22 protein-coding genes are annotated in these 26104 nt (G+C 74.3%); 16 read left to right on the forward strand and 6 right to left on the reverse strand.

Annotated elements, in window-relative coordinates:
• The first annotated feature begins 147 nt into the window (after window positions 1-147).
• Together Sfr03f_RS04505 and Sfr03f_RS04515 are read left to right on the forward strand one after the other, a co-directional pair.
• Window positions 148-828, forward strand: coding sequence for a DUF429 domain-containing protein (locus Sfr03f_RS04505; RefSeq protein WP_108952375.1), 681 nt, complete (start codon window positions 148-150; stop codon window positions 826-828).
• 486 nt (window positions 829-1314) lie between these two features.
• Complete coding sequence (locus Sfr03f_RS04515; protein ID WP_108952377.1) at window positions 1315-2052, forward strand: dienelactone hydrolase family protein; 738 nt, start codon at window positions 1315-1317, stop codon at window positions 2050-2052.
• Between the two features lie 162 nt (window positions 2053-2214).
• Here Sfr03f_RS04515 and Sfr03f_RS04520 read toward each other — a convergent pair whose 3' ends face one another.
• From Sfr03f_RS04520 to Sfr03f_RS04535, 4 genes are all read right to left on the reverse strand, one after another.
• Entirely contained in the window at window positions 2215-3279 is a 1065-nt protein-coding gene (locus Sfr03f_RS04520) for a polysaccharide deacetylase family protein (RefSeq protein ID WP_108952378.1), read from the reverse strand.
• A gap of 361 nt (window positions 3280-3640) precedes the next feature.
• Entirely contained in the window at window positions 3641-4507 is an 867-nt protein-coding gene (locus tag Sfr03f_RS04525; RefSeq protein ID WP_108952379.1) for a sugar phosphate isomerase/epimerase family protein, read from the reverse strand.
• On the reverse strand, window positions 4504-5679 hold the full coding sequence (locus Sfr03f_RS04530; RefSeq protein ID WP_108952380.1) for a dihydrodipicolinate synthase family protein: 1176 nt from the start codon (window positions 5677-5679) through the stop codon (window positions 4504-4506). The genes Sfr03f_RS04525 and Sfr03f_RS04530 overlap by 4 nt, the downstream gene beginning before the upstream one ends.
• Window positions 5676-6839, reverse strand: a complete 1164-nt coding sequence (locus Sfr03f_RS04535) for a Gfo/Idh/MocA family protein (protein WP_108952381.1) — start codon at window positions 6837-6839, stop codon at window positions 5676-5678. Before Sfr03f_RS04535 ends, Sfr03f_RS04530 begins: the two co-directional genes overlap by 4 nt.
• Window positions 6840-7340: 501 nt before the next feature.
• Between Sfr03f_RS04535 and Sfr03f_RS04540 the strand changes: the two genes are divergently transcribed.
• Entirely contained in the window at window positions 7341-8420 is a 1080-nt protein-coding gene (locus Sfr03f_RS04540; RefSeq protein ID WP_108952382.1) for a LacI family DNA-binding transcriptional regulator, read from the forward strand.
• Window positions 8421-8667: 247 nt separating this feature from the next.
• Here the strand turns inward: Sfr03f_RS04540 and Sfr03f_RS04545 are convergent, their stop codons facing one another.
• On the reverse strand, window positions 8668-9486 hold the full coding sequence (locus Sfr03f_RS04545; protein WP_108952383.1) for an NAD-dependent epimerase/dehydratase family protein: 819 nt from the start codon (window positions 9484-9486) through the stop codon (window positions 8668-8670).
• Window positions 9487-9735: 249 nt separating this feature from the next.
• Between Sfr03f_RS04545 and Sfr03f_RS04550 the strand changes: the two genes are divergently transcribed.
• Entirely contained in the window at window positions 9736-10683 is a 948-nt protein-coding gene (locus tag Sfr03f_RS04550) for a 5-dehydro-4-deoxyglucarate dehydratase (RefSeq protein WP_108952384.1), read from the forward strand.
• Entirely contained in the window at window positions 10680-11870 is a 1191-nt protein-coding gene (locus Sfr03f_RS04555; protein WP_108952385.1) for an alpha-amylase family protein, read from the forward strand. The genes Sfr03f_RS04550 and Sfr03f_RS04555 overlap by 4 nt, the downstream gene beginning before the upstream one ends.
• A 90-nt stretch (window positions 11871-11960) precedes the next feature.
• Here the strand turns inward: Sfr03f_RS04555 and Sfr03f_RS04560 are convergent, their stop codons facing one another.
• Complete coding sequence (locus Sfr03f_RS04560; protein WP_108952386.1) at window positions 11961-12266, reverse strand: hypothetical protein; 306 nt, start codon at window positions 12264-12266, stop codon at window positions 11961-11963.
• 161 nt (window positions 12267-12427) lie between these two features.
• Here Sfr03f_RS04560 and Sfr03f_RS04565 point away from each other — a divergent pair, with 161 nt between their 5' ends.
• The 11 genes from Sfr03f_RS04565 (at window position 12428) to Sfr03f_RS04620 (ending at window position 26097) form a co-directional block, all read left to right on the forward strand.
• On the forward strand, window positions 12428-13078 hold the full coding sequence (locus Sfr03f_RS04565) for a GntR family transcriptional regulator (protein ID WP_108952387.1): 651 nt from the start codon (window positions 12428-12430) through the stop codon (window positions 13076-13078).
• 68 nt (window positions 13079-13146) lie between these two features.
• A complete protein-coding gene (locus Sfr03f_RS04570) occupies window positions 13147-14058 on the forward strand; it encodes a dihydrodipicolinate synthase family protein (protein ID WP_108952388.1) in 912 nt (303 codons plus the stop codon).
• A complete protein-coding gene (gene araD, locus Sfr03f_RS04575; RefSeq protein ID WP_108952389.1) occupies window positions 14055-15860 on the forward strand; it encodes an L-arabinonate dehydratase in 1806 nt (601 codons plus the stop codon). The genes Sfr03f_RS04570 and araD overlap by 4 nt, the downstream gene beginning before the upstream one ends.
• Window positions 15861-16063: 203 nt before the next feature.
• Complete coding sequence (locus Sfr03f_RS04580; protein ID WP_108952390.1) at window positions 16064-17029, forward strand: carbohydrate ABC transporter permease; 966 nt, start codon at window positions 16064-16066, stop codon at window positions 17027-17029.
• Complete coding sequence (locus Sfr03f_RS04585; protein WP_108952391.1) at window positions 17026-17937, forward strand: carbohydrate ABC transporter permease; 912 nt, start codon at window positions 17026-17028, stop codon at window positions 17935-17937. The genes Sfr03f_RS04580 and Sfr03f_RS04585 overlap by 4 nt, the downstream gene beginning before the upstream one ends.
• A gap of 68 nt (window positions 17938-18005) precedes the next feature.
• The gene (locus Sfr03f_RS04590; protein ID WP_108952392.1) at window positions 18006-19193 is read left to right on the forward strand and encodes a Gfo/Idh/MocA family protein; all 1188 of its coding nucleotides are present in this window, start codon (window positions 18006-18008) and stop codon (window positions 19191-19193) included.
• A complete protein-coding gene (locus tag Sfr03f_RS04595) occupies window positions 19190-20062 on the forward strand; it encodes a DUF6807 domain-containing protein (RefSeq protein WP_108952393.1) in 873 nt (290 codons plus the stop codon). Before Sfr03f_RS04590 ends, Sfr03f_RS04595 begins: the two co-directional genes overlap by 4 nt.
• Window positions 20059-21621 carry a glycoside hydrolase family 43 protein gene (locus tag Sfr03f_RS04600; protein ID WP_108952394.1) on the forward strand — a complete coding sequence of 521 codons (1563 nt, stop codon included), beginning with the start codon at window positions 20059-20061 and terminating at the stop codon, window positions 21619-21621. Before Sfr03f_RS04595 ends, Sfr03f_RS04600 begins: the two co-directional genes overlap by 4 nt.
• Window positions 21622-21766: 145 nt before the next feature.
• Window positions 21767-23101, forward strand: a complete 1335-nt coding sequence (locus Sfr03f_RS04610; RefSeq protein WP_108952395.1) for an ABC transporter substrate-binding protein — start codon at window positions 21767-21769, stop codon at window positions 23099-23101.
• Between the two features lie 117 nt (window positions 23102-23218).
• A complete protein-coding gene (locus Sfr03f_RS04615; RefSeq protein WP_108952396.1) occupies window positions 23219-24568 on the forward strand; it encodes a pectate lyase family protein in 1350 nt (449 codons plus the stop codon).
• 374 nt (window positions 24569-24942) lie between these two features.
• Window positions 24943-26097 carry a pectinesterase family protein gene (locus tag Sfr03f_RS04620; protein ID WP_245967393.1) on the forward strand — a complete coding sequence of 385 codons (1155 nt, stop codon included), beginning with the start codon at window positions 24943-24945 and terminating at the stop codon, window positions 26095-26097.
• Window positions 26098-26104 lie beyond the last annotated feature (7 nt).

Genomic DNA, 26104 nt, shown 5'->3' on the forward strand with positions numbered 1-26104 from the left:
GATCGCCTCCGGGTCGGGAAGGTTCCTTCACCAGGGAGGACCGGGCAGGCCGCCCGGATGTGACATGGGGCCGCCGCAGCCCGCCGCACGCCCGACCGGGGCAGGGCTGCTACGTTGCGGCACGGTCCGGTGGCGAGGGGAGAGACGGTGGACGTCCTCGGGGTCGACGCCTGCGGCAAGCAGGGATGGGTGGGCATCACGCTCACGGACGGCGCGTACGCGGGCAGCCTGGTCGACCTCCGTCTGGAGCGGCTGGTCGAGCGCGCGGGCGAGGTGGCCGCCGTCGCGGTGGACATGCCGTTGGGCCTGGTCGAGGAGGGCTGGCGGGCCGCGGACCTCGCGGCCAGGGCGCTGCTCGGGGCGCGGCGCAACAGTCTGTTCCTCGCCGCGCCGAGGGCGGCCTGGCAGGAGCAGCACCACACCGCGGCCGCCGACCGGTGCCAGGAGCTCACCGGCAACCGGCTCACCCAGCAGGCGTGGGCGCTGAAGCCGAAGCTGCTGGAGGCGCGGGCGTGCTGGCTGCGGGACGAGCGGCTGCACGAGGTGCACCCCGAGCTGTCCTTCCGCGCGCTGGCCGGCGGGGTGCCACTGTCGTCCACGAAGAAGACGTGGGGTGGCCAGAACCTGCGGCGCGCCCTGCTGTCCGCGGCCGGCCTGGTGCTCCCCGACGAGCTCGGGGAGGCGGACCGCGTCCCCGCCGACGACGTGCTCGACGCCGCCGCGGCGGCCTGGTCGGCGCACCGGATCGCGCTCGGGACGGCGCGGCGGCTGCCGGAGACCCCGGAGCGCGACGCGGAGGGACCGCGAGCGGTCGAGATCCGCTACTGACGGGACCGCACGGCGACGGGGCGCGGCCGACGGTCCGTGCCGTCGGCCGCCCCCGGCGGATCGTCAGCCGAAGAGGCCGTCGATCACTCCTTCGACCGCTTCCTCGGCGATCTCCTCGGCCGTCTCCTCCACGATCTCCTCGACGAAGTCCCCGAAGATGTCGTCCATGGAATGTCCCCTCCTGTCGGCGTGACTGGGCCCGCCGCCGTTCGAGTCGGCGACGGGCTCGGACATCCTCTCAACTGCACGTCCTCGTACGCCAGTTCACGGGTGATCTTCTTCGCGGCGAGAGGGGGAGGGGGAGGGCGGGAAAACGTGTTGGCGCGCCACGGTGGGCGGTTGCTACCCTCGCGGAGGCCGTGCGAGAGAACGAGGAGGTGGTACCCGTGAACGCAGTATCGACATGGGTGCTCCCCTCCGGGGTCACGGCCGGGCGACAGGTCGTCCGGGAGCGCCGTTCCACGAGCACTCCCGAAAGGCACGACCGTGCACTTCACCTCCGAACAGCACCTCGACGACGGCGTCCTCGAGCGTGAGTTCACCCTCGGTGAGATCCCCGGCACCCTGTGGACACCCGGTCCCGCGTCCGGCTCCGCCGCCGTCCCGCTGGTCCTGATGGCCCACAACAACGGCCTGCCCAAGGCGGACGCCCGGCTGGTGGCCCGGGCCCGGTACACGGCGGCGCGCGGCTACGCGGTGGCGAGCATCGACGCCGCCGGGTGCGGTGACCGCCCCCGTACCGCCGCCCAGGAACAGGCCCGCGCCGAGCTGCGGCGGGCGATGCGGGCCGGCGAGCCGGTCGACGAGATCTTCGAGTCCTTCATCGGTCCGATGGTCGAGAACGCGGCCCCCGACTGGCGGACCGCGCTCGACGCCCTTCTCGGCCTGCCGGGCATCAGCGGCCCCGTCGGCTACTCCGGCGGGTGGGCCGCCCTCGGCATCCGGCTGGCGGTGACCGAGCCGCGCATCGCGGCCGCCGGCTTCTTCGCCGGGGGATACGTGCCCCGCGCCCAGCGTGAGGAGGCCCGGCAGGTCACCGTCCCGCTGCTGTTCCTGCTGCAGTGGGACGACGAGGGCAATTCCCGGCAAGGGGCGCTGGACCTGTTCGACGCCTTCGGCAGCGAGGAGAAGACGCTGCACGCGAACCTCGGGGGCCACACCGGCACCCCGTGGTTCGAGCTGGAGGACGGCTGCCGCTTCTTCGACCGGCACCTGAAGCGGTGACGGTCCGGAAGCGGTGACGGTTCTGAAGCGGCAATGGTCCTGAAGCGCCCGTCCTGACGCGGGACCAGGAGCCGGCCGGCGGTCCCTCGCACGGCCCGGGCGGCGCGGTGGCTCCGGCCACCGCGCCGCCCGGGCCGGGAGCCCGGCGGGAGAGCGGAGCCGTCAGCTCGTGCTGCAGGAGACCGTCGGCCAGGTGCTGCTGCCGTTCTTCATGATCGTCATGCCCCAGTTGTTGCCGCTGCCGTTGGGCGTGGCCACCAGCGTCTGGGAGTCGGGGTAGGTGGCGTTGACGTTCCAGGTCGTGGCGACCCGCTGCGGGGACGGGACCCGCACGGTCACCTTCCACGTGCTGGAGCCGGACACCGCGACGTTGAGGTTGTACCGGTCGCTCCACGAGGCGCCGGCCGAGAGGGTCGCCGTGCAGCTGCCGCTCGGGGGCGGCGTGGTGCCGCCGCCGGGAGGCGGAGTCGTGCCGCCGCCCGACCCGTCGGGAGCCACGGCGCGGCCCGTCGACGGGGAGATCATGCCGGCGCACAGGCCCTTGCTCGAGAGGGTCTGCGCGATCCGCGGGATCGCGGCCAGGGTGTTGGCCGGCCAGTCGTGCATCAGGATGATCTGGCCGTTGGTCAGCCGGCCGGCAGCCTGGACGATGGCGTCCGTGCTGGCGTTGTTCCAGTCCTGCGAGTCGACGTCCCACATGACCTCGGTCAGGCCGTACTTGGCCTCCACCGACTTGAGGGTCGCGTTGGTCTCGCCGTAGGGCGGCCGGAACAGCTTCGGGGTGCCGCCGCCGGCGCTGGCGATGGCCTGCTGGGTCCGCGAGATCTGCGAGTCCATGGACGACTGGGAGAGCTGCGTCATGTGCGGGTGGTCCCAGCTGTGGTTGCCCACCCACATGCCGGCGTCGACCTGGGCGCGGACCTGGGAGCTGTAGGACGCGGCGTAGTTGCCCTGGTTGAACATGGTGGCCCGCAGGCCGTTCTGCTTCAGGGCGTTGAGGAGCGCGGGCGTCTGGCTGGAGGGGCCGTCGTCGAAGGTGAGTCCGACGTAGCCGTTGCAGGCGGCCGCGGCGGCCCGCTCGGGGGCGGCCTGGGAGGGCCCGGCGGCGAGCGTGGTGGTGGCCGCCGCGGCCAGGGCGATCGCGGCGAGCGAGCCTGCCGCGGAGCGGAGGCGCGACGTGGAACGCCGTGGCGCACCACTCCTTGCGGGAACACGTGCGAGACGCATGGGGGTTGTCCCTTTCTCCGTGGTGGAGGGCAGCCGGAACCGATGGCCCGGTGCGGAGGAGTGGCCCGGCGGGGGCACTGAGAGCGGGTGCGCCGCGCCGGACCATTGACAGTGTGAACCGCCGCGCGCCAGGATTGTCAACGCTTTCGACGTGGGTTTCGAAAGCTTCGGTTCGCCGAACTGACTGTCCGTCTCGCATAGTTGCTGGTCATGGCGTTGTTCGGGATGTACCTGCCGGGTGGCGTGAGGATGGGTGGTGGTGTGCGGCGCCGGCCGGCGGGAATTGACGCGAATGTTTCGAACCGGCCGGGCGCCGCATCCGTGACGCGCGCGGTCGCGCGGTGATCGGTGTGCGCGACCGTCAGAGCACGTGGGCCGCGTACCGCTCCACCACCTCGGCGAGCACCTCGGCGCCGTCCCGGGCCCACAGGTCCTCGTTGAAGATCTCCACCTCGATCGGCCCGGTGTGGCCGGCGGCGTCCACCAGTTCGCGCAGGGCCCGCATGTCCACGCTCCCGTCGCCGAGTTGACCGCGTCCGAGCAGCACGCCGGCGGGCAGCGGGGTCACCCAGTCGGCGACCTGGAAGGCCGCTATCCGGCCGCCGTCCGGGCCGGCCGCTCCCGCCCGGCGGATCCCTTCGGCCACCGTGTCGTCCCACCAGAGGTGGTACGTGTCGACGACCACGCCCACCTCCTCGACGGGGAAGCGCTCGGCGATGTCCAGGGCCTGCCCCAGGGTGGACACCACGCAGCGGTCGGAGGCGAACATCGGGTGCAGCGGCTCGACCGCGAGGCGCACCCCGCGTTCGCGGGCGTACGGGGCCAGTTCGCCCAGCGCCTCCGCGACGCGCTCACGCGCCCCGCGCAGGTCGCGGTCCCCGGCGGGCAGCCCGCCCGAGACCAGCACCAGGGTGGACGTGCCCAGGGCCGCCGCCTCGTCGATCGCCGCCCGGTTGTCGTCCAGGGCGGCGGCACGCGCACCCGGGTCGGTCGCGGTGAGGAAGCCGCCGCGGCACAGGCTGGTGACGGTCAGGCCCGCCTCCCGCACCAGGCGCGCCGCCCGCTCCACGCCGTACTCCTGGACGGGGGCGCGCCACAGGCCGACCCGCGTCACCCCCGCCTTCCGGCAGCCCTCCGCCAGTTCGGGCAGGGACCACTGCTTGACGGTCTCCTGGTTGAGGCTGAACCGGGACAGCACGGCGTCCGTGTTCGTTCCGGGGGCGGTCACCGGTCCGCCCCGTACACCGCGAGGAGGTTCCGCATGCGGGTCTCGGCGAGCGCAGGGTCCGGGAACAGGCCCAGCCGGTCGGCGAGTTCGTACGCGCGCGCCAGGTGCGGGAGGGAGCGGGCCGACTGCAGTCCACCGACCATCGTGAAGTGGTCCTGGTGACCCGCGAGCCAGGCCAGGAACACCACGCCCGTCTTGTAGAAGCGGGTGGGCGCGGCGAACAGGTGCCGGGCCAGCTCCACCGTCGGGTCGAGGACGGCCCGGAAGCCCGCCGTGTCACCGGTGTCCAGGATCCGCACCGCCCGCGCGGCCAGCGGCGCCAGCGGGTCGAAGACGCCGAGCAGCGCGTGGCTGAAGCCCCGTTCGTCGCCCGCGATCAGCTCCGGGTAGTGGAAGTCGTCACCGGTGTAGCAGCGCACCCCGTCGGGCAGCCGCCGCCGCAGCGCGACCTCCCGGCCGGCGTCCAGCAGCGACACCTTGACGCCGTCCACCTTGTCCGGGTGGGCGGCGACGACCTGCAGGAACGCCTCGGTGGCCGCGTCCAGGCCGTCGCCGCCGGACCAGTAGCCCTCCAGCGCCGGGTCGAACATCGGGCCGAGCCAGTGCAGCACCACCGGTTCCGACGCCTGCCGCAACAGCGCCTCGTACACCTCCAGGTAGTCGTCCGGGCCCTTGGCGACGGCGGCCAGCGCCCGCGACGCCATGAGGACCGCCTGCGCCCCCGCGTCCTCGACGACGGCCAGCTGCTCCTCGTAGGCGGCCCGTACGTCGGCGAGGCCGAGGTGCGGCGACGCGCCGGGCGCGGTGAGCTGGTCGGTGCCCACGCCGCAGGCGACGTGCCCGCCGACGGCCCGCGCCTCGGCGGCGCTGCGGCGGATCAGTTCCCGGGCGCCCGCCCAGTCCAGGCCCATGCCGCGCTGGGCGGTGTCCATGGCCTCGGCGACCCCCAGACCGTGCGCCCACAGGTGACGGCGGAAGGCGAGGGTGGCGTCCCAGTCGACCGCGGCCGGGCCGTCCGGAGTGGCGTCGGCGTACGGGTCGGCGACCACGTGGGCCGCGGCGAGGACCGTGCGGGAGAGCAGCGGCGTGCCGTCGGCCGTGAGGTCCGCGGGCGCCGTGCGGGGCGTGTAGGGGGAGGTCCCGCCGTCCGGGCGGGGCAGCGTGATCGTCACAGGGTCAGCTCCGGAACGTCGAGGCGGCGGCCCTCGGCCGAGGAACGCAGGCCGAGTTCGGCGAGCTGCACGCCGCGGGCGCCCGCCAGCAGGTCCCACGTGTACGGCTCGTCGAGGACCACGTGGCGCAGGAACAGCTCCCACTGGGCCTTGAAGCCGTTCTCGAACCCGCCCCCCGGCGGCAGGTTGTCCGGCACCTCCTGCCACTGGTCGCGGAAGGACTCGGTGACCGGCAGGTCCGGGTTCCACACCGGCTTGGGCGTGGCGGAGCGGTGCTGGACGCGGCAGCCGCGCAGCCCCGCGACGGCGGAGCCGTGCGTGCCGTCGACCTGGAACTCGACCAGCTCGTCGCGGTGGACCCGCACCGCCCAGGAGGAGTTGATCTGGGCGACGGCGCCGCCCTCCAGCTGGAAGACGCCGTACGCGGCGTCGTCGGCGGTCGCCGGATAGGGCTTGCCGCCCTCGTCCCAGCGGCGCGGGAGGTGCGTGGTGGCGAGCGCCTGCACGGAGGTGACCCGGCCGAACAGCTCGTGCAGCACGTACTCCCAGTGCGGGAACATGTCGGAGACGATCCCGCCGCCGTCCTCGGCCCGATAGTTCCAGCTCGGGCGCTGCGCCTGCTGCCAGTCACCCTCGAAGACCCAGTAGCCGAACTCCCCGCGCACCGACAGGATCTCGCCGAAGAAGCCGCCGTCGACCAGTCGCTTCAGCTTGAGCAGGCCCGGCAGGAAGATCTTGTCCTGGACGACGCCGTGCTTGATGCCGGCGTCGCGCGCCAGCCGGGCCAGTTCCAGGGCTCCGTCGAGCGAGGTGGCGGTGGGCTTCTCCACGTACAGGTGCTTGCCGGCGGCGACGGCCCGGCGGACGGCGTCGACGCGGGCGGAGGTGATCTGCGCGTCGAAGTAGACGTCCACGGTGTCGTCGGCGAGGACGGCGTCGAGGTCGGTGGACCACTCGGTCAGGCCGTGCCGGTCGGCGATCTCCCGCAGCGCGTGCTCCCGGCGGCCGACCAGGACGGGCTCGGGCCACAGCACCGTGCCGTCGCCGAGGGCGAGGCCGCCCTGCTCGCGCAGGGCGAGGATCGAGCGGACCAGGTGCTGGCGGTATCCCATCCGCCCGGTGACGCCGTTCATCGCGATGCGCACCGTTCTGCGTGTCATGTGCTCTCCTCCGTGTGGTGGGGCGGGCGGTCCACGGCACCGGGGCAGCGGGGCGCCGAGGCCCCGGGTGCCGGTACCCGACGGGCCAAGAGCCCCGAGGAACGGGGCCCCAGGTGGACGCAGGCCCGCCGGACCCGGGCCCGGGTGGCCGGTGCACCGGGCCCGGGGGGCCGAGGGCCGGGTCACCGGGGCGGACCGACCGCCCTGTGCCGGACGCCCCGCGTCGGGCGTCCGCGCCGGGCGCCCCGTACCGGGCCGGTGGAACGAGTGGAGCCGGTGACGGCACCACGGAAAGCGCGCCGTAGAAAGCGCTTTCTACGGCGATACGCTAGCGACCGCGCGCACCCGCGTACAGAGTTCCGGGACTTCCTGGCTCGGATTGGTCGTCCCGCGCCGCGCCGGGGGCGGCCGGGATGGGACGATCGCCCCGGAGCCGGGCGGGGCGGCGCACCGGCCCGCTCCCCGTCGTCCACCACGACCCGCCGGCGCCTGGAGGGCCCCATGTCAGTGACCCTGTCGGACGTGGCGAACCGCGCCAAGGTCTCGCCCGCCACGGTCTCCCGCGTACTCAACGGCAACTACCCCGTGGCCGCCGCGACCAGGGAACGCGTGCTGCGCGCCGTGGACGAGCTGGACTACGTGCTCAACGGCCCGGCGAGCGCGCTGGCGGCCTCCACCTCGGACCTGGTCGGCATCCTCGTCAACGACATCGCCGACCCCTTCTTCGGCATCATGGCCTCGGCCGTCCAGGCCGAGATGGGATGCCAGGACGGCGACGGAACCGGCCGGGCGGGCGGCGAGAAACTCGCCGTCGTCTGCAACACCGGTGGCGCCCCGGACCGCGAACTGACCTACCTGACCCTCCTGCAGCGTCAGCGCGCAGCGGCCGTCGTGCTCACCGGCGACACCGTCGACGACCCGGCCCACGCGGCGGCGGTCGCGGCGAAACTGGCGCGGCTCGCGGAGGCGGGGACGCGGGTCGTGCTGTGCGGCCGGCCGCCGCTGACCGCGCACCCGGACGCCGTACTCGCCGCGCTCCCCTTCGACAACCGGGGCGGCGGCCGGGCCCTCACCTCGCACCTGCTGGAGCTGGGTCACCGGAGCATCGGCCACGTCGCCGGTCCGGCCGAGCGCACCACCACCCGCCACCGGCTGGAAGGGCACCGCGAGGCGCTGGCCGCCGCGGGCCTCGGCGGCGACCGGGCCGGTGGGGGGCTCACCGTGCACGGCCCGTACGACCGGCGGAGCGGGTACGAGGGCGCGCGGGAACTGCTGCGGCGCGAGCCCGGCCTGACGGCGGTGGTGGCGGCCAACGACACGGTGGCCCTCGGCGTCTGCGCCGCCCTGCGCGAGGCGGGACTGCGCATCCCGCAGGACGTCTCGGTGGCCGGCTTCGACGACCTGCCGTTCAGCGCGGACGCCGTGCCCGCCCTGACGACGGTGCGGCTGCCGCTGCAGGCGGCGGGCGCGCGAGCGGGGCGGCTGGCGCTGGGCACGGAGAAGCCGCCGCCCGGGAGGGTGGCCGAGATCGCCGCCGAACTCGTCGTCCGCGACTCGACGGGGGCGCCGCGGACAGGGTGAGACGCTGCGGCGCGGACGGCGTGCGGCGCGGGTGTCGTGCGGCGCCGGCTGCGTGGGGCGCGGTCGTGCGACGCGGGCGGCGTGCGGTGCCGGTGGCGTGGGGCGCGGGTGGCGTGCGGCGCGTGTCGCGCGGGCCGTGTCGTGCGGCGCGGGCGGCGCCGGTCGGCCGTGCCGGTGGTGCGGCGCGCCGGTCGGCCGTGCCGGGGGCGCGGCGCCGGACGGCCGCGCCGGGTGGCTGCGGCGCCGGTCAGTGCGGCCAGATCGGCGGGTCGGTGGTGAAGTGCCCGCCGAGCAGCGCCTGTTCGGGCTTGGAGCGGTCCAGCTCGCCCTGCTCGGCGATGAGCTTCGCCGCGAACGGCTCGGAGTCGTCCTGCGGCTCGTACCCGAGTGCCCGCGCCGAGGAGAGGTCCCACCACAGCCGGGTGTTGGCGGAGCTCCCGTAGACGACGGTGTGGCCGACGTCCTCGGCGGTCAGCGCCGCGTGGAAGAGCCGCGCGGCGTCGGCCGGGCTCATCCAGATCGACAGCATCCGCACCGTCGTGGGCTCGGGGAAGCAGGACCCGATGCGGACCGACACCGTCTCCAGGCCGTGCCGGTCCCAGTAGAGCTGCGCCAGGTCCTCGTCGAACGCCTTGGAGAGGCCGTAGAAGGTGTCGGGACGGCGCGGGGTGTCCACCGGGATCAGCGGCCCACCCGGTCCCGGGGCCGGGGTGTAGCCCACGGCGTGGTTGCTGGAGGCGAGGACGACGCGCCCCACGCCCTCCTCGCGGACCGCCTCGTAGAGGTGGTAGGTGCCCTCGATGTTGGCGCGCAGGATCTTCTCGAAGGACGACTCCAGGGAGATGCCCGCGAGGTGGAGGACGGCGTCCACGCCGCGCACCGCCTCGCGCAGCGCCGCCCGGTCGGCCAGGTCCGCGGTGACGACCTCCTCGGTGTCCCGCACCTCCTCGACGGGCATGACGTCGAACAGCCGCAGGCGGTACCCGTAGGAGGGGAGCAGCTTCCGCAGGTGGGTGCCGAGTCCGCCCGCGGCGCCGGTGAGCAGGAGGGTGCGGGGAGCGGGCATGGCGTTCTCCTCAAGTCTGGGGGCGGGACCGGATCCGCATCCGTGGACGGCGTTCAGGGTCGTGCGCACGCTAAGGAGGTGTCCGACGCGGCGTCAAGTGTGTGTTTACGCGTCTTGACCGGGATTGGCGGCTGCCCTAGCGTGACCAGCGTTCAGAGATGTAAACGTCAGTCAGATTCATGTACACCGCCGCACGTACGCGCTTCACCTGCACGCCGGCGCGTCGCCGTCCGTAGTCCAGGGAGTCCCGTGACCACCACCCCACCTCCGCTCAGCGCCCGGCTCGACGGCGTGCTGTTCTTCCCCGTCACCGCGTACGGGTCCGACGGGTCCGTCGACACCGACGCGTTCCGCGCGCACGTGCGCGACGGCATCGACGCCGGTGCCGCGGCCGTCTTCGCGTGCTGCGGCACCGGCGAGTTCCACGCCCTCACGCTCGAGGAGTTCCGGCGCTGCGTCGCCGCGGCGGTCGCCGAGGCCGCGGGGCGGGTGCCGGTCTTCGCGGGCGCCGGTTACGGCACCGCACTGGCGGTCCAGTACGCCCGCGCCGCCGAGGAGGCGGGCGCCGACGGGCTGCTGGCCATGCCCCCGTACCTGGTCGTCGCCGATCAGGAGGGGCTGCTGGCGCACTACACCGCCCTCGCGGACGCCACCGGACTCGACGTCGTCGTCTACCAGCGCGACAACGCCGTGTTCGCCCCCGGCACGGTGGCCCGGCTGGCCCGCCACCCGCGGATCGTCGGCCTGAAGGACGGCCTCGGCGACCTCGACCTCGTGCAGCGGATCGTCAGCGCCGTGCGCACCGAACTGCCCGGCACGGACTTCCTCTACTTCAACGGACTCCCCACGGCCGAGCTCACCGCGCTCGCCTACCGGGGCGTCGGCGTCACGCTCTACTCCTCCGCGGCCTTCTGCTTCGCCCCGGAGGTCGCCGTCGCCTTCCACCGGGCGCTCGCCACCGGCGACGACGCGACCGCCGACCGCCTCGTCGACGGCTTCTACCGCCCCCTGGTCGAACTGCGCTCCCGGGGACGCGGCTACGCGGTCTCGCTGGTCAAGGCGGGCGTGCGGCTGCGCGGCGGGAAGGTCGGCGAGGTGCGTCCGCCGCTGAGCGAACCGGCTGCCGCGCACATCGAGGAGCTCGGCCGCATCATCGAGCGCGGGTACGCGCTGCTGGGCGAAGGGGGCGCGGCGTGAGGGCCTCCGCCTTCCTGTACCCCTGGGACGTCGTCGGCGACAAGGAGGCCGCCGCCCGCACCGCCGCCCTCGGCGTGCGGCAGGTGACCCTCGCCTCCGCCTACCACTCCACGCGCGCGGTGACGCCCCGGCACCCCGTCCACCGGATCGTCACCGCGGAGCACGCCGCCGTGCTCTACCCGCCCGACGCCGGACGCTGGGAGGGCCGCGCACTGCGGCCCCACCCCGCGGGCGACTGGGCGCCGGCCGGTGAGGACCCCTTCGGGCAGGCCGCCGAGACGCTCGCCGGCGCGGGCCTCGAGGTGCACAGCTGGGTGGTGCTCGCCCACAACTCCCGCCTGGGCGCCGAGCATCCGGACACCTGCGTGGTCAACGCCTACGGCGACCGCTACCCGTGGGCGCCGTGCATCGCCCGTCCCGCGGTGCGGGAGTACCTCACCGCGCTCGCCGCCGAGGCGGCCGTCCGCCCCGGTGCGGCGGGCACCGAGCTGGAGTCCTGCGGCTGGTACGGCTTCGCGCACCTGCACGCCCACGACAAGGTCGGCGGGGTGGTGCTGGGCGACGCGACCCAGTACCTGATGTCGCTGTGCTTCTGCGCCGACTGCCGTGACGGGTACGCCGGCCAGGGGTGGGACGCCCGTGAGCTGGCCGCGCACGTGCGGCGCGCGCTGGAACCCGTGTGGGCGGTGGGCGGTTCGGAGGCCACCGGGTGGGCGGCCGTGGAGCGGCTGCTCGGCTCCGGCCCGGCCGCGGCGACCCTCGCCTGGCGGGTCCAGGCCGCGCGCGCACTGCAGGAAGCCACCGTCCGGGCCGTCCGGGCCGCCGCGCCGCCCGGCTTCCGGGTCCTGCTGCACGCCGACCCGGCGCCGTACCGCTGCGGGGCCAACGCGGGGGTCGACGCGGGGCACGTGCTGGGCCTCGCGGACGGTGTCGTCCTGCCGTGCACCGGGGGCGCCGCGGCCCGCGAAGCGGTCCTCGGCCCCTTCGCCCCCCACCGGCGTGAGGGCGCCGTGCTGGCGGCCAACCTCACGGTGGTCTCCGGCATGGGCGGCAGCCCGGGCACCCTCGCCGCGGACGCCGCCCACGCCGCCTCACTGGGCGCCACGGAACTGCGGCTCTACCACGCGGGTCTCGCCTCCGACACGGACCTGCGCGCCGTCACGGAACAGCTCGCCGAACTCGGCTGACCGCCCCCGCGCACGTCGCCGGGGCCAGGGCTCCGGGGGCCGGTCCGCCGCCCCCGGAGCCCTGGCGCCCGTCGGCTCCCTCGCCGTCGGTCACCGGCCGCCGGCGACGTGGGCACGGACCGCGTCGCGGCAGTTCTCGCCCCCGACCCCGGGCCGCGGGAAGAGCAGGACGCCGCCCTCCCGGCCCTCCCGCCCGGCCTCGGCCGGCTGCCTCCCGGCCTCCGCGACGTACGCGGCGCACTCGGCGCCGGGAGGTCCCCCGGGCTCCCGCGAGGCGGGCGCCGGGGCAGGTGCCGGGGAGGCCTCGAGCACGAGGGTGGCGACGAGACTCGCCCCGCACAACACCGCCCACACGGCGACCAGTACGCGTGGGTCCTTCCATGCCGACTGCTGCATCCCGGCATCCTACGGGCACCCCGCGCCGCACAACTTCCCCCGGAAACAAGGGATTTCCTCGTCGGAAGCGTTGACGAAACACCGCCACGGCCCTAGCTTCGTCGCGTCGTACTTCGTACGTCATATATGAGACGCGATACGTCGGATATGAAAGAGACCCCATGGCCTTCGCCGCCCCCGCTCCCATCCCCTCGCGCACCCAGTACGTGCTGGACGCGATCAAGCACGGCATCCTGACCGGACAGCTCGTGCCCGGTCAGGCGCTGGTGGAGACCGAGCTCGCCGCGCGGTTCGGGGTGTCCAAGACACCGGTGCGCGAGGCGCTGAAGACGCTGGCGGGCACCGGGCTCGTGGTGATGAGCCAGTACAAGGGCGTCACCGTGCGCGAGGTGGACGCGGCCATGGCCCACCAGGTGTACGACGTCCGCCTGCTGCTCGAGCCGGAGGCGCTGCGGCGCACCATCGCCCGCCAGGCTTCCCTGGACGTCGCGGCGGACGCGCTGGTGCGGGCCGACGAGGCCGAGGACAACGCCGAACGCAGCCTCGCCAACCGGGAGTTCCACCGCGCCCTGTACGTGCCGTGCGGCAACCCGCTGCTCTCCCGGATGCTCGACGAGGTCCGCGACCAGGCCGCGCTCGTCTCCGCGGTGGTGTGGGGCGCCATCCCCTCCTGGGAGCGGGAGGCCACCGAGCACCGGGAGATCCTGCGGCTGGCCCGGGCCGGCGACGCGGACGGGGCGGCCCGCGCCCTGCACGACCACATCGCCTCGTTCGTCCATCGGGCGTTCCCCGCGCAGGAGGACGCCGTGTGAGAGCGACCGGCCGGACCGAGCAGGTGCAGGTGCAGGGACATCGTCACGGAGATGAAAGGGCGGCCTCGATGGCGCACGCGGACCACACTCCTCTCAGGGCAGCACTGGCCGACGTCGTCGCGATCCCCGCGACGCCGTTCGACGCCGACGGCGGTCTGGACCTCGCCGCGCACCGGGTGCTGCTGCGCCGCCTGCTGGACGCGGGCGTGCGCACCCTCACCCCGAACGGCAACACCGGGGAGTTCTACACGCTGACCCCCCAGGAGCGGCGCACCGTCACCGAGGTGACGATCGAGGAGGCGGGGGACCGGGCGACGATCGTCGTCGGCGTCGGCCACGACGTGCCGGCAGCCGTGGCCGCCGCCGTCCACGCCCGCGGGGCGGGCGCCCGGATGGTCATGGTCCACCAGCCCGTCCACCCCTACGTCTCCCGCGACGGCTGGATCGCCTACCACCGCGCCGTCGCCGATGCCGTGCCGGAACTGGGCGTGGTGCCCTACATCCGCAACCCGCACCTGGACGGCGGGGCCCTCGCCGAACTGGGCGAGCGCTGCCCCAACGTGGTCGGCGTGAAGTACGCGGTGCCGGACGCCGCCCACTTCGCCGCCTTCGCCCGCGACGCGGGCCTGGAGCGCTTCGTGTGGGTCGCGGGCCTCGCCGAGCTGTACGCCCCGGCCTACTGGGCGGGCGGCGCCACCGGATTCACCTCGGGGCTGGTCAACGTCGCCCCGACGCTGTCCCTCGCGATGCTGGAGGCGCTGCGCGGCGGCGACCTGCCGGCCGCCATGGAGGTGTGGGAGCGGGTCCGGCCGTTCGAGGAACTGCGCGCGGACCGGCAGTCCGCGGACAACGTGAGCGTGGTCAAGGAGGCCCTCGCCGCGCTGGGCCTGTGCCGGCGCGACGTCCGCCCGCCGAGCCACGAGATCACCGAGGAACGCCGCGCCGCGGTCGCCGCCCTGCTGAAGGGGTGGGGGATATGACCGACCGCCCCGAGACCCCGCGCCCCGGGACCCCGCGCCCCGAGACCTCGCGCACCGGGACCCCGCGTCCCGCCGCCCTGCGTCCGCAGGACCTGCGCAGCCACCGCTGGTACGGCGACTCCGTCTCGGCGGGACTGCGCACCTTCAGCCACCGCGCCCGCACCCGCCAGCTCGGCTACCTGCCCGAGGAGCACCTCGGCAAGCCCGTCGTCGCGATCCTCAACACCTGGTCCGACATCAACCCCTGCCACGTCCACCTGCGCGAACGCGCCCAGGCGGTCAAGCGCGGGGTGTGGCAGGCAGGCGGCTTCCCGCTGGAGTTCCCGGTCTCCACGCTCTCGGAGACCTTCCAGAAGCCGACCCCCATGCTCTACCGCAACCTCCTCGCCATGGAGACCGAAGAACTGCTGCGCTCCTACCCGGTGGACGGCGCCGTGCTCCTCGGCGGCTGCGACAAGACCACGCCCGCCCTGCTGATGGGCGCCGCCAGCGCCGGCCTGCCCGCCGTGTTCGTGCCGGCCGGCCCCATGCTGCCGGGCCACTGGCGCAAGGAAGTCCTCGGCAGCGGCACCGACATGTGGAAGTACTGGGACCAGCGGCGCACCGGTGAGATCGGCGACGGCGAACTCGGCGAGCTGGAGAACGGCCTGGCCCGCTCGCCCGGCCACTGCATGACCATGGGCACCGCCTCCACGCTCACCGCCGCCGCCGAGGTGCTCGGCATGACGATGCCCGGCGCCTCGTCCATCCCCGCCGTGGACTCGGGCCACGAGCGGATGGCCGCGGCCGCCGGCGCCCGCATCGTCGGCATGGTGTGGCAGGACGTCACCCCGTCGAAGATCCTCACCCGCGAGGCGTACGAGGACGCGGTCGCCACCGTCCTCGCGCTCGGCGGCTCCACCAACGCGGTCATCCACCTGATCGCCATGGCCGGCCGCTCCGGCGTCACACTCACCCTCGACGACTTCGACCGCATCGCCCGCACGGTGCCGGTCCTCGCCAACCTGCGGCCCGGCGGCGCGTACCTCATGGAGGACTTCCACTTCGCGGGCGGCCTGCCCGGCTTCCTCACCCGCCTCACCGACGTGCTGCACCTGGACCGCCCCACCGCCGCCCACCCCACGCTGCGCGCCCAGCTCGAGGGCGCCCTCGTCCACGACGACGAGGTCATCCGCCCGCGCGAGCGGCCGCTGGCCGACGAGGGCGGCGTGGCCGTCCTGCGCGGCAACCTCTGCCCCGACGGCGCGGTGATCAAGCACATCGCCGCCGAGCCCCACCTGCTGCGGCACACCGGACCGGCCGTCGTCTTCGACGACTACCGCACCCTCCAGCGCACCATCGACGACCCGGCGCTCGGCATCACCGCCGACCACGTCCTGGTGCTGCGCAACGCCGGACCGCGGGGCGGGCCCGGCATGCCGGAGTACGGCATGCTGCCGATCCCCGAGTACCTCCTCAAGGAGGGCGTGCGGGACATGGTGCGCATCTCCGATGCCCGGATGAGCGGCACCAGTTACGGCGCGTGCGTCCTGCACGTGGCGCCCGAGTCGTACGTCGGCGGCCCGCTGGCCCTGGTGCGCACCGGCGACCTCATCACCCTCGACGTCCCGGCCCGCACCCTGCGCCTGGAGGTCGACGAGGCCGAACTGGAGCGCCGCCGCGCCGCCTGGACGGCGCCGGAGCAGCGGTGGGAACGCGGCTACGGCGCGCTCTACCAGGAGCAGATCACCCAGGCCGACACCGGCTGCGACTTCGCCTTCCTGGCCCGCCCGGGAAAGGTGCCCGAACCCTACGCCGGCTGAACCGCCGCCGGCCGGCCGTGCCCCGCGCCCCGGCCGGCGGCGCACCACCCCCACCGCGTGCGCTTCCGCGCGGACCACCGCACGCCGTGGAGCAAGCGCTTTCTGCCGCCCCCGTCGGCCCCTCCGCCGCCCTCCGGACACCCGGACCGGGCCCGGCTCCCCGTACGACACGCACCACCGTGAACGAAACGGAGACAGAGGTCATGGCCCCAGCAGCCCCCGCCGCCACCGCGGCGAAGACACCGGGCAGGACGTCCCGGGGCGCGCCCGGACGACGACGCGGGACCGGCAGCAGCACTCCGCGCCGCCTGCCCTACCTGCTGATCGCCCCCGCCGGGCTGCTCATGCTGGGCTTCATCGCCTACCCGGTGCTCAGCGTCTTCTACTACAGCCTGCAGCACTACAACGTCACCAAGCCCTGGCGCGACGGCTTCGCGGGCTTCGACAACTTCACCCGCGTCTTCACCGACGACCCGCTCTTCCGCGACTCCCTGGTGTTCAGCGCCAAATGGGTCGTCACCGAGGTCTCGCTGCAGCTCCTCCTCGGCCTGGGGCTGGCCCTGCTGGTCAACCAGACGTTCGTCGGACGCGCCGTCGCCCGCGCCATGGTCTTCTCCCCGTGGGCCGTCTCCGGCGTGCTGACCACCACCATCTGGATGCTGCTCTACAACCCCTCGACCGGGGTGAGCCGCTACCTGGCGGACGCGGGCGTCGGCAGCTACGGCACCTCCGTGCTGTCCGACACCGACACCGTCTTCTGGGCGGTGGTCGTCACCGAACTCTGGCGCGGGGTGCCGTTCTTCGCGATCCTCATCCTCGCCGACCTGCAGTCCGTGCCCAAGGATCTCTACGAGGCGGCGTCCGTCGACGGCGCCGGCCGGCTGCGGCAGTTCGTCCACATCACGCTGCCGCACCTGAAGGACGCGATCATCCTCTCCACGCTGCTGCGCGCCGTGTGGGAGTTCAACAACGTCGACCTGCTCTACACCCTGACCGGCGGCGGGCCCGCGGGCGTCACCACCACGCTCCCGCTGTACGTCGCCAACACGGGCATCGAGGGCCACGACTTCGGGTACGCCTCCGCGCTGACCACCGTGGCCTTCGTGATCCTCCTGTTCTGCTCCATCCTCTACCTGCGTCTGAGCAAGTTCGGAGGCGACTCCCGGTGACCGCCGCACTCGCCGAGACGGGCGACCGCCGCACGGCGCCCCCGGCCGGCACCCCCGTGACCCCGCAGGCCCCGCGCCGCCGCCGGCGCACCCGCGCCTTCGACGAGGTGCCGCGCTGGCAGATCTACCTGCCGCTCGGGCTCTACCTGCTCTTCACCCTGGTGCCGTTCTACTGGATGCTGCTCTTCGCGCTGCGGCCCGCCGGATCGACCTCGCTGGTGCCCTGGCCGGTCACCTTCGAGCACTTCGAGAAGGTCTGGAACGAGCGCAGCTTCGGCGTCTTCTTCCAGAACAGCATGCTGGTCGGCCTGGCCACCCTGGTCACCACCACCGTGATCGCCCTCTCCGGCGGCTACGCGCTGGCCCGGTTCGACTTCCGGGTGAAGAACGCCTTCATGCTCGCGCTGCTGTGCTCGCAGTTCATCCCGGGCGCGCTCATGCTGGTCCCGCTCTTCGAGATCTTCCGCAACCTCCGGATGATCAACTCGCTGGAGAGCGTGATCATCGCCGAGACGGTCTTCCAGCTCCCGCTGTCGATCATCCTGATCAGCGGCTTCATCAAGAACGTGCCGGTCTCCCTGGAGGAGGCCGCCTGGGTCGACGGCTGCTCACGGCTGCGGGCCTTCCGCGCCGTCGTCCTGCCGCTGCTGAGGCCGGGGCTGATCGCGGTCGGGTCCTTCGCCTTCGTGCACAGCTGGAACCACTTCCTGTTCGCGCTGATGTTCCTGAGCGAGCAGGACAAGCAGACGATCCCGGTCGGCCTCAACACCCTGATCGGCGCCGACAGCGTGGACCTCGGCGCACTCGCCGCCGGCGGAGTGATCGCCGCCGTCCCCGTCGTCATCGTCTTCGCCTTCATCCAGAAATGGCTGATCACCGGCTTCAGCGCGGGCGCGGTCAAGGGCTGACCCGCCGCCACCCCGCGCCGCCCCGCCCCCCTTCACCGTCCGTGCGTACGCCCGAGGAGGCCCGCACCATGAGCGCCCCGCACCCGACCCCGCCGCCCCTTCCCCTGGTGCTCGCCGGGGCGCGCGGCCACGGCCGCCGGCACCTGGACAACATCCGCCGCCTGGAGGGCGCCGGACGGGTGCGGCTGGCCGGAATCTGCGACCTCACCCCGCTCACCGGCGCCGAGCTGGCCGGCTTCGCGTCGCCGCCCGAGCAGTCGGCCGACTTCGCGGCCCTGCTGGAGGCCACCGGCGCCCGCGCCGCCGTCGTCTGCACCCCGCTGCAGACGCACGCCGACCTCGCCACCGCCGCCGCCGCGCGCGGGGTGCACCTGCTTCTGGAGAAGCCGCCCGCCGCCTCCTGGGCCGCCCACCGGCGGGTCGAGGACGCGGTGCGCGAGGCGGGCACCGTCTGCCAGATCGGCTTCCAGACCCTCGGCTCGCACGCCGTGCCCGCCGTCCGTGAGCTGATCTCCTCCGGCGCGATCGGCCGGGTCAAGGGCGTCGCCGCGGCCGGTGCCTGGGTACGCGACAGCGCCTACTGGGCCCGCGCCCCCTGGGCCGGCCGGCGCCGCCTCGGCTCCGTCGACGTCGTCGACGGCGTGCTCACCAACCCGCTGGCCCACGCCGTCTCCACCGCCCTCGCCCTCGCGGACGCCGAACGCGCCGAGGACGTCACCGGCATCGAGACGGAACTGCTGCGCGCCAACGACATCGAGGCCGACGACACCTCCTGCGTCCGCGTCACCACCACGCGCGGGACGGACGTCGTCGTCGCCGCGACGCTGTGCGCGGAGCGGGCCGGCGAACCGTACGTCCTTGTGCACGGCGAGAGCGGCCGGATCACCTTCTGGTACAAGGAGGACCGGGTGCTCCTGCAGCGCGCCGGACACGGTCCCGAGGAGCACGTCCACGGCCGCACGGACCTGCTGGAGAACCTCCTCGACCACCTCGCGGACGGCACGGAGGTGCTCGCCCCGCCCGCCCGCTCCGGCGCCTTCATGCGCGTCCTCGAAGCGGTCCGCACCGCCCCCGAGCCCCTCCCGCTGCCGCCGGACGCCTGGCGCACCGCGCACGACACCCCCGCACCGCGACGCGTGGTCCCCGGCGTCGACGGCCTGGTCGCCGCCTGCGCCGACACCCTGCGCCTGTTCTCCGAGACCGGCGCCGAACCCTGGGCGGCACCGGCCGCCTCCGCCGGAACGAGGACCTCATGACCGCGCCCCGGGACGTCCCCGCCGTGGAGGTCCTCGCCGACCTCCGCTGCGCCGGGCGGAGGGTCGCCCGCTACCTGGTCCGCCCGGACCTGGACCCGCGGCTGTCGCCCCGCCCCTACCTCCACCCGGTGACCACCCTCGCCGGCGTCGTGGTCACCGAGGAACTGCCCCCCGACCACCTGCACCACCTCGGCGCGGGCGTGGCCGTGCCCGACGTCGACGGCCGCAGCTTCTGGGGCGGACGCACCTTCGTCCGCGACCGCGGTCCGGTGCTGCTCGACAACCACGGCGTCCAGCGGCACACGGGCTGGCGCCGCAAGGACGACGGCCGCATCGAGGAGGACCTGGTCTGGGAGGCCGGCGGCGCCGTGCTGCTGCGTGAGCGGCGCACGGTCACGGCCACCGCGCTCGCCGACCGCGCCTGGGCGCTGGGCCTGACCTTCGCGCTCACCCCCGCGGGCGGGCCCGTCACCATCGGCAGCCCCGCCACCAACGGCCGCCCCGGCGCGGGCTACGGAGGCTTCTTCTGGCGCGCCCCCAAGGAGGCCGGCGCCCCCGCCGCCTTCACCGCGGACGCCGACGGCGAGGAGGCCGTGCACGGCCGGTGCGCCGACTGGCTCGCCCTCGCCGGTGACGGCTGGACCCTCATCCTCGCCGGTGCGGACGAGGCCACCCGCCGTGACCCCTGGTTCGTGCGGACCGCCGAGTACCCGGGCGTCGGCTCGTCCCTGGCCTGGTCGCACCCGGTCGCCCTCTCGGCCGGGCAGACCCTCGCCCGCAGGGTGGTCACCGTCGTCGCCGACGGCCGCCTCGACCGGGGCGCGGCCGGCGACCTCGCGGAGCTCGCGAAGGAGGCGACGGCGGAGTGAACGCCCCCGCACCGAACCGGCCGTGGACCGCCGACCTCGGCGACGGCTCCTACCGCAACCCGGTCCTGAACGCGGACTGGTCCGACCCCGACGTGATCCGCGTGGGCGACGACTACTACCTCACCGCCTCCAGCTTCGGCCGCGTCCCCGGCCTTCCCCTGCTGCACTCCCGCGACCTGGTCAACTGGACCCTCGTCGGCCACGCACTCGAAAGGCTCACGCCGCACGAGGACTTCGCCGTGCCCCGCCCGGACCGCGGCGTGTGGGCCCCGGCGCTGCGGCACCACGCGGGCCGCTTCTGGATCTTCTGGGGCGACCCCGACCAGGGCGTCTTCCAGGTCAACGCGCCAGACATCGACGGCCCTTGGAGCGCCCCGCACCTGCTGAAGCCGGGCAAGGGGCTGATCGACGCCTGCCCGCTGTGGGACGAGGAGACCGGCGAGGCCTACCTGGTGCACGGCTGGGCCAGGTCCCGCGCCGGGGTGAAGAACCGTCTCACCGGCCACCGGATGAGCCCCGACGGCCTCACCCTCCTCGACGAGGGCGCGCTCCTGGTCGACGGAGACCTGCTGCCCGGCTGGTTCACCCTGGAGGGCCCCAAGCTCTACCGGCACGACGGCTGGTTCTGGATCCTCGCCCCCGCCGGATCGGTCGGGACCGGCTGGCAGGGCGCCTTCCGCGCGCGGTCCTTCCTCGGACCGTACGAGGAGAAGGTCGTCCTGGAGCAGGGCGGCACCGACGTCAACGGCCCCCACCAGGGCGGCTGGGTGCGTACCCCGCAGGGCGAGGACTGGTTCCTGCACTTCCAGTCCCGCGGCGCGCACGGCCGGGTCGTCCACCTGCAGCCGATGCGCTGGACCACCGACGAACAGGGGCTGCCCTGGCCCGTGCTGGGCGACGACGGCACGCCCGTCGCCGTGCACCGCAAGCCGCAGGGGCCGCCGCAGCCGACGGCCGCGCCCGCCACCGACGACGACTTCGCGGGCGGCCGGTTCGGCCTCCAGTGGCAGTGGGCGGCCAACCCGGGACAGGGGTGGACGACCGCGCACGACGGCGACGGGCTGCGGCTGACCTGCGTCCGCACCGGCCACGTCGACGACCTGCGCTCGCTGGCCCACCTGCTGACCCAGCGGATGCCCGCCGAGACCTTCACCGCCGAGGTGGACCTCCGCCTCGACGCGGCCGCGGCGGGCGCCCGGGCCGGCCTCGCGGTCGTCGGCGAGGCGTACGCCTGGATCGGTCTGGAGCGGGACGGCGACGGCCGCGTCCGCCTCGTCCACCGGTTCGCCGAGGACACCGCCACCCCGGAGCGCGACGCCGCGCACGCGAGGGACGCGCCCGGTGGACGGGCCCGGCTGCGCGTCGAGGTGTCCCCGGGCGCCCGGTGCCGTTTCCTCGCAGACACCGGCGACGGGACCGGGCTTTGGCCCTCCGGCCAGGTGTTCGCCGCGGCGCCCTGGGGCTGGACCGGGGCCCTGCTCGGCCTGTTCGCCGCCGCCCCGCCCGGGACGGACGCCGCGGGGACCGGCGTCTTCACCCGTTACCGCACGACCGCCTGACGCACCCACGGCACGACCCGGCCCCGCCCGGCGGACCAGGCACCCCCGCCTCCGCCACCACCGCACCGGGCACCACCCGCACCACCCGCGTCACCCGCACCACCCGCACCACCAAGGAACCCCTTCCACGAGAGAAGAGCCGACCATGAGAGCGACGATCCACCGGAACCGCAGAACGACGGCAGCCGTGGCGCTGGCCGCGGTGTTCGCCCTGACCGCCACCGCCTGCGGCGACGACGGCAGCGCGGGCGGCGGCGACGAGGGCTCCGGCAAGGGCGAGATCACCTTCTGGGACAACAACGGCGGTGTCCGCACCCCGGTCTGGGAGAAGATCATCGCCGAGTTCGAGAAGAAGAACCCGGACATCGACGTCACGTACGTGCCGATCCCGATCACCGACGTGCAGTCGAAGTACGACACGGCCATCGCCGGCGGCGGCCTCCCCGACGTGGGCGGCGTCGGCACCGCGTACCTGGCGAACATGGTCGCGCAGGACGCCCTGGAGCCGGTCGGCGACCGGATCGAGGGCAGCGCGCTCAAGGGCAAGCTCTCCGAGCAGATGGCGGAGAGCGTCAGGTCGGCGGGCGGGCGCGGCGACGAGATGTACTCCGTGCCGACCAGCGCCAACCAGGGCACCCTCTGGTACCGCACCGACCTGTTCGAGGCGGCCGGCGCCGAACCGCCCACCAGCTGGGACCGGTTCTACGAGGCCGCCGAGAAGCTCACCGACGCGAAGAAGAACGAGTTCGGCTTCACCATCCGCGGCGGCGCCGGCTCGGTCGCCCAGGCGCTCGACATGATGTACGCCCAGTCCGGCATCGACACCTTCTGGAAGGGCGACCGGACCACCGTCAACGACCCGAAGAACGTCGAGGCGCTCGAGAAGTACGTCGGCCTCTACAAGAAGGCCACGCCCGAGGCCGACCTGAACAACGACTTCGCCAAGATGGTCGCCCAGTTCACCCAGGGCGACATCGGCATGCTGCAGCACAACCTGGGCTCCTACACCGACCACGTGAAGGCGTTCGGCAAGGACAAGGTCGAGGGCATCCCGCTGCCCCCGTCCGCCGAGGGCAGCCCGCGCACCATCGTCTCCAACCCGGTCGACGGGCTCGGCCTGTTCAAGAGCAGCAAGAACAAGACGGCCGCCTGGAAGTTCATCGAGTTCGCCGCGTCCCACGAGATGAACAGCCTCTGGAACCAGGAGGCCGGCTCCATCCCCGCCAACACCGAGGCGTCCGGCGACGCCTGGATCAGCGAGGTCGAGCCGGTCAAGGCGGCCATGGAGTCCCTCAACGACCCCGGCACCAAGGTCGTCCAGCTGCCGTACTACCTGCCCGACTGGAACAACATCAGCAAGGCCGACAGCGAGCCGGACTTCCAGAAGCTGCTGCTCGGCGAGATCAGCGCGAAGCAGTTCGCGGACAAGCTCGCCGGAGCGCTCAACGACGCCCAGGCGGAGTGGAAGCAGCAGCAGTGACACCGCGGCGGGCGGGGGCATGACCGCACCCCCGCCCCGCCGCCGCTCCTGCCCCCACCTGCCGAACGGACCACCACGCCTCGCACCACTCCCCAACACCCCGCCTCAGGAGCCGCAATGCGCAGTCAGTCACGTCCCGCACGTCCCGCACGCCTCGCCAGAGCGGCCGTCGTCGGCTGCACCGCGCTGACCCTGGCGGTGACGTCGGCCGGGACCGCCGGCGCCGCCCCGGGCGACCCCGCCCGCCAGGTCCTCCCGCACAACGACGGCTGGGCCGCCGCCGACGGCGGCACCACCGGCGGCGCCGCAGCCGACCGCGCGCACGTGTACACCGTCGACACCTGGGCCGAGCTCAAGGCCGCCGTCGGCAACGGGGACGGCACCCCCAGGATCATCCGGGTCGTCGGCACCCTCGACGCCAACAGCGACGCCTCGGGCAGGCCGCTGAGCTGCGCCGACTACGCGACGGACGGCTACTCCCTGGAGGGCTACCTCGCCGCCTACGACCCCGCCACCTGGGGGAAGGCCGACCCCTCGGGCCCGCAGGAGGAGGCGCGCCTGGCCTCCGCCGCGCGCCAGGCGTCGCAGATCCGGCTGAACGTCGGGTCGAACACCACCCTGGTGGGCGTCGGCGACCACGCCAGGCTGCTGGGCGCCAACGTCCAGGTGCGCGGCGTGGACAACGTCATCGTCCGCAACCTCACCTTCGAGGACACCTTCGACTGCTTCCCGCAGTGGGACCCCACCGACGGGGCCGAGGGCGCCTGGAACTCCGAGTACGACAGCCTGGTGGTGTACGGCTCCACCCACGTGTGGGCCGACCACAACACCTTCACCGACGGCCGCCGCCCCGACGCGGCGCAACCCCGGTACTACGGGCGCGAGTTCCAGCAGCACGACGGGCAGCTCGACGTGGTGCGGGGCGCCGACCTCGTCACCGTCTCCTGGAACGTCTTCGCCGACCACAGCAAGACCATCCTGATCGGCAACAGCGACAGCGCGACCGCCACCGACCGCGGCAGGCTGCGCGTCACCCTGCACCACAACCTGTTCCGGGACACCGGGGAGCGCACCCCGCGCGTGCGGTTCGGGCAGGTCGACGTCTACGACAACCACCACCTGGTCAAGGACCCCGCGTCCTTCGGCTACGCCTACGGCGTCGGCAAGGAGTCGGCGATCCACGCGGAGAAGAACCACTTCACCCTCCCCGCGTCCGTCCCGGCCGGCGACGTCCTGCACAAGTGGAGCGAGGCGCCGATCACGGCGGAGGACAACTTCGTCAACGGCGCGGAGGTCGACCTGATCGCGCGGTACAACGCCGAGCACCCGGACGCCGTCCTGCGGCGCGACGCGGGCTGGAGCCCGGAACTGCGGGCCCGGGTGGACGAGACCGGTGACGTGCCGGGGTTCGTCGCCCGGTGGGCCGGGGCGGGGCAGCTCGACGAGTGCGAGCCGCACGAACTCTGACCGCGCGCGGGCCCGGTGCACCCCGCGGTCGCCGGGCGGCCCGCCCCGCGCGCGTCGGTCCCGATCCCGGCCCCCACCGGACCCCGGCGCCCACCGGACCCCGGCCCGCCACCCCGGCGGGCCGGGCCCCCGGTCGGCCCGACGGCACGAGACCCCCGCGGCTCCGCGTCACGCCGACGGGCGCGCCGTGCGCGATGCCCTTGCGGGGCCCGGCTCCGGCCGGACGGGAGGGCCGGTCCCGCGCCGACCCCCGCGCGCAACCGCAACCGCGACCGTGGACGGGCCCGTGCGCATGCCGCCTGCGGACCCGACCCGACACGACCCCGGTCCCGCCGCAGCGGCGGACCGGGGTCCGACACCTCAGGAGGCACCCCTTGACCGCACCGGACGTTCCCGCTCGCCGTACTCCCGCCGCTCCCCGCACTCCCGGCGTCGCCCGCCGCAGCGCCCTGCTCGCCGGGGTCGGCGCGGGCGTCGCCTCGGTGCTCGGGGCCGCCGCTCCGCCCGCCCGCGCCGCCGCCGGGCACGGGCCGGGCCGCGCCCGCACCCTGCGCGTCGCGCCGGACGGCACCGGTGACCTCACCACCGTCCAGGCCGCCGTCGACGCCACCCCCGACCACCCGGACCGGCCCTGGACGGTGCTCCTCGCCCCCGGCACGTACCGCGAGACCGTCACCGTGCCGGAGGCCAAGACGGGCCTCACCCTGCTGGGCGGCACGGGCGACCCCCGCGACACCGTGATCGTGTACGACAACGCCTCCGGCACGTCGAAACCCGACGGCTCCGGCACGTACGGCACCTCGGGCAGCGCCACCTTCACCGCCGCGCCCGACGGGTTCACCGCCCGCCGCCTCACCTTCGCCAACGACTTCCTGCGCGCGGACCACCCGGAGATCACCGCCCAGCAGGCCGTCGCGCTGCGGGTGCTCGGCGACCGCAGCCTCTTCGACCGCTGCCGGTTCCTCGGTCACCAGGACACCCTGCTGACCGACACCCGCCACCGCACCCTCGCCGCCCGGCAGTACTTCCACCACTGCCGCACCGAGGGCGACGTGGACTTCGTCTTCGGGCGCGCCACCGCCGTGCACGCCGGCGGCGAGTTCCGCATGCTCGACCGTCCCGTGGACTTCACGCCCTACGGCTTCGTCTTCGCGCCCAGCACCGCGGCCGGGACGGCGCACGGTTTCCTCGCCGTGCGCTGCCGCTTCACCAGCTCGGCACCGGTCGGCGCCTACAAGCTCGCCCGGCCCTGGGTGCCGAGCAGCGACCCCACCGCGTGGCCCCGCCTCGTCGTGCGCGACAGCTTCCTGGACGCCGGGATCGACACCGCCCAGCCGTACGCGAACATGCGCGAGCAGTACCCCTGGCAGAGCTTCCTGTTCCGCGAGCACGCCAACCGCGGCCCCGGCGCCAGGATCCCCGACCCCGCGACGCGGCCGCAGCTGGACGCCGCCGAGGCCCTGGCGCACACCGCCGCGGCGTACCTGGGCGACTGGGACGTGCGCACCGCCCTCCGGGGAGCCGTCTGAGGCACCC

The organism is Streptomyces fragilis, from assembly GCF_003112515.1.
Classification (GTDB): Bacteria; Actinomycetota; Actinomycetes; order Streptomycetales; family Streptomycetaceae; genus Streptomyces; species Streptomyces fragilis.